General features: G+C 59.8%; 3 protein-coding genes and 2 tRNA genes. 3 read left to right on the forward strand and 2 right to left on the reverse strand.

Annotated features, from left to right (window positions below):
• Positions 1-111 precede the first annotated feature (111 nt).
• Both recA and efp read right to left on the reverse strand, forming a co-directional pair.
• Positions 112-1,128 (reverse strand): recombinase RecA, encoded by a 1,017-nt coding sequence (gene recA, locus QZY06_RS19325; protein WP_273457115.1) that lies wholly within the window; start codon positions 1,126-1,128, stop codon positions 112-114.
• Positions 1,129-1,196: 68 nt separating this feature from the next.
• A complete protein-coding gene (efp, locus tag QZY06_RS19330; RefSeq protein ID WP_293393951.1) occupies positions 1,197-1,766 on the reverse strand; it encodes an elongation factor P in 570 nt (189 codons plus the stop codon).
• A gap of 183 nt (positions 1,767-1,949) precedes the next feature.
• Between efp and QZY06_RS19335 the strand changes: the two genes are divergently transcribed.
• The 3 genes from QZY06_RS19335 to QZY06_RS19345 all read left to right on the forward strand — a co-directional run bounded on the left by QZY06_RS19335 (position 1,950) and on the right by QZY06_RS19345 (position 3,998).
• Positions 1,950-2,025 (forward strand) — tRNA-Ala (locus tag QZY06_RS19335).
• 32 nt (positions 2,026-2,057) lie between these two features.
• A tRNA-Glu gene (locus tag QZY06_RS19340) sits at positions 2,058-2,133 on the forward strand.
• Between the two features lie 293 nt (positions 2,134-2,426).
• A complete protein-coding gene (locus QZY06_RS19345; RefSeq protein ID WP_295687199.1) occupies positions 2,427-3,998 on the forward strand; it encodes a long-chain-fatty-acid--CoA ligase in 1,572 nt (523 codons plus the stop codon).
• Positions 3,999-4,150 lie beyond the last annotated feature (152 nt).

Below are 4,150 nucleotides of genomic sequence, written 5' to 3' on the forward strand. Positions count from 1 at the left end.
GTGAGTTCGCGAGCGCTGTGCTCGCGCCGGCTCAGCGCCCGAAGCGCACGCTCACGCGCCGCTTCAGGAGCCAATGGCACAGGCGGCTTGCGCCCGCGCCCTGCCACGGAATTACTCGGCTGCCGGTGTGCGCGTTTTCACCGGCAACAGCTTGGCTCGCAGCGACACTTCGATAGCGTCGGCAATCTCGGGATGCTCCTTGAGATAGTTGCGCGAGTTGTCCTTGCCCTGGCCGATCTTTTCGCCCTTGTAGGCGTACCAGGCACCTGACTTCTCGACGAAGCCATGCTCGACACCAAGGTCGATCAACTCGCCCAGTTTCGAGATGCCTTCGTTGTACAGAATCTCGAAATGCGCTTCACGGAACGGCGGCGCCATCTTGTTCTTGACCACCTTGACGCGCGTTTCGTTGCCGACCACTTCTTCGCCCTTCTTGATCGCGCCGGTGCGGCGGATATCCAGGCGTACCGAAGCGTAGAACTTCAGAGCATTGCCGCCGGTGGTGGTTTCCGGCGAACCATACATCACACCAATCTTCATGCGGATCTGATTGATGAAGATGACCAGCGTGTTCGAACGCTTGATGTTGGACGTCAGTTTGCGCAGCGCCTGCGACATCAGACGAGCCTGCAAACCGACGTGACTGTCACCCATCTCGCCTTCGATTTCAGCCTTAGGCACCAGCGCTGCAACCGAATCGACGACGATGCAATCGACGCTGTTCGAGCGCACCAGCATGTCGGCGATTTCCAGACCCTGCTCGCCGGTATCGGGCTGCGAGATCAGCATGTCACCGACCACCACGCCTAGACGCTCCGCGTACTGCGGATCGAGTGCATTTTCGGCATCGATGTAGGCTGCGGTGCCGCCGTGCTTCTGGATCTCGGCAACCACCTGCAGGCACAGCGTGGTCTTGCCGGAAGATTCCGGACCGTAGATTTCAACCACGCGGCCGCGCGGCAAACCACCGATGCCGAGGGCAACGTCCAGCGCCAACGAACCGGTAGACACCACCTCGACATCGCGGGCCGGATCGTCCGCGCCCATGCGCATGACCGCACCCTTGCCAAACTGCTTCTCGATCTGGCTGAGAGCGGCTTCCAATGCCTTCTTGCGATTGTCGTCCATGGTCTGGGTTCCGGTCGCTGCTGCGCTAGGTTTTGCCATCGTTTTCGGTGTCTTTAATCCTGCTTGGCCTACTTGCCTGCACGGGCGAGGTATTCGCCAGTGCGTGTATCAACCTTGACCAACTCATCCTGCTGCACGAACAGCGGTACGCGAACCATCGCGCCGGTTTCGAGTTTCGCTGGCTTGCCGCCACCGCCCGAAGTGTCACCGCGCAGGCCCGGATCGGTTTCGATGATTTTCAGGATCACCGTGTTCGGTGCGGCGACGCTCAGCGGCACGCCGTTCCATAACAGTACGGTGCAAACCTCTTCGCCCTTGAGCCAGACCTTGGCTTCGCTCATTGCAGCGTCATTGGCCTGAATCTGCTCGAAGCTGACCGGATCCATGAAGGTCCAGAATTCGCCGTCGTTATACAGGTACTGCATTTCCGTCTGTTCGACGTCCGCCAGTTCCCAGGTATCGCCGGATTTCAGCGTGCGTTCGAGCACCCGACCGGTCTTCAGCGCACGGATCTTGATGCTGTTCGTCGCCTGACCCTTGCCGGGCTTGCGGTATTCATTGTCGAGAATCGCGTACGGTTCGCCGTCAATGAGGACCTTGACGCCCGATTTCATTTCGTTGGTGCTGACCGATGCCATGGGAATGTCGTCTTTGTTGATCTGTTGGTAGGAGTGCGCCGAGCGAGTCCAGCGCGGTTCTGCAGGCTGAAAAACGTCTCGCAGTCTAATAGATCGCCGGTTCCCCGGACATGCCTGCAAATTTCCTTGAGAAAGTACTTGAGTCCCCACCTCGGTAGGCCCTATACTTTCGCTCCGCTGTACGGGGCCATAGCTCAGCTGGGAGAGCGCTTGCATGGCATGCAAGAGGTCGCCGGTTCGATCCCGGCTGGCTCCACCAAGTTTCTGATTCACTCGCGACACCGCCTCGTTGTCCCTATCGTCTAGAGGCCTAGGACACCACCCTTTCACGGTGAGAACCGGGGTTCGAATCCCCGTAGGGACGCCATGTCGGGCCATAGCTGCCTGACATAGTTTCAAAACCAAAACTTGATATCTGGCCGAATTGTCGCCGCCATGGCGACTATTGCTTCGGCCAGCGTTTGCGTGCGCCTTGCCTGACACCATGCAGGCCTGTCGACCCGGTTGCCCGCCGTTATCCTCGGATTCAGGCACTACCAATTGTGCCTTTCGGGCTTGTCCCAATACCCATCGCGCACCACTCCCGCTACCCTTCGGTAAGCGAAATTTCAATGTTTCGCAATCGATCGTTGCCAAAACTACAACCGAGGAGTGTCGCCCGTGGAGACCCCGCTGAGCCCGCTGGAATTTGCCCGCCGCGCCCGCAAGCTCTACCCCGACCGTGAAGCCGTGGTCGATGGCGATCGTCGCTACACCTATCGGCAATTTCTTGATCGCTGCGATCGCGCCTCGTCCGCATTTCAGGCGCTGGGCGTGGTCAAGGGCGACCGTGTTGCGCTGATCTCGCCGAATACCCACACCAATCTCGAGACGTACTACTCGATCCCGCAGTTCGGTGGCGTGATCGTTCCGATCAACTATCGGCTGACTGCCGATGATTTCGTTTACTTGATCAACCACAGCGGTTCGAAGATTGTCTGCGCCCATCCGGACTACTTCGATGCCATTGACAGCATTCGCAGCCAATTGCCGAACGTCGAGCATTACGTTGCCTTCGAAGGTTCGCGTACCGGCTGGCTCGAGTACGAAGCCTTGATAAAACAGGCGTCGCCGAATTTCGAGCGCACGGAGGTTGCCGAAACCGATCTGCTGTCCGTGAACTACACCAGCGGCACCACGTCGCGCCCGAAGGGCGTGATGATCACTCACCGCAATGCCTGGATGAATTCGGTCGGTGTGCTGGTGCATATGCACATGACGCCGTCCGATCGCTATCTGTGGACGCTGCCGATGTTCCACGCCAATGGCTGGACCTTCATCTGGACCGTCACCGCGGTCGGTGCCACGCACGTCTGCCTGCGCAAGGTCGAGCCGCTGGCGATCTATGACCACATCAATCGCGAAGCCGTGAGCCTGCTGTGCGCAGCGCCGACCGTGCTTATCGGCATTGCCAATGGACCGGAGGCGCAGCGTCGTGCTGTGCGGCCAGGCGTTCGTGTGATCACGGCGGGTGCGCCACCGGCGCCTGCGACGATCGAGAGAGTCGAAGGTGAACTGGGTTGGACCATCACCCAAGCTTACGGGCTGACCGAAACCTCGCCGTTCATCACCATCTGCGAGCCGCTTCCGGCTCACGACGAACTGAGCGCCGAACAGCGTGCGCTGATCAAGGCACGTCAAGGTGTGGAACTGGTGACTTCCGGCGAAACCGCCGTGTTCGACGACCATGATCAACCGGTGCCGGCGGATGGCACGACGCTGGGAGAGATCGTGGCGCGTGGCAACACCGTGATGCGTGGCTACTACAACGATCCGGAAGCGAGCGCGAAAGCGCTGAAGGGCGGCTGGTTCCGTACCGGAGACGCGGCTGTCGTCCATCCGGATGGCTACATCGAGATTCGCGACCGTTTGAAGGACGTGATCATTTCCGGCGGCGAGAACATTTCGTCGATCGAGGTCGAGGGCACCTTGCTGCGACACCCGGCGATCATTGAAGTCGCGGTAGTCGGCATGCCGCACGAGAAATGGGGGGAATCTCCGGAAGCCTTTGTCGTGCTGCGCTCGGGCCACAGCCTTGCCGACGGCGAACTCAAGACCTTCTGCCGCGCCAGCCTTGCCCACTTCAAGGTGCCGACGTCGTTTCATGTCGTCGCCGAACTGCCGAAGACCGCAACCGGCAAGATCCAGAAATTCGTGCTGCGCGGCAAGCGCGCAGCGATCGCTACGCAGTAGCGATATCAAACCGCTGCCGGGCGCTGATTTGATCAGGCCCGGCATGCGCCTGAACCGATAGAAGTCGAACGCCTGTGGCTGTACGGCTCTGTGGCCAATCTTGCTTCAAGCAAGGGTTCAATTCTTGCTCGAAGCAGATCCGGCAACGCCGA

It is taken from the genome of uncultured Nevskia sp. (assembly GCF_903885465.1).
GTDB lineage: Bacteria > Pseudomonadota > Gammaproteobacteria > Nevskiales > Nevskiaceae > Nevskia.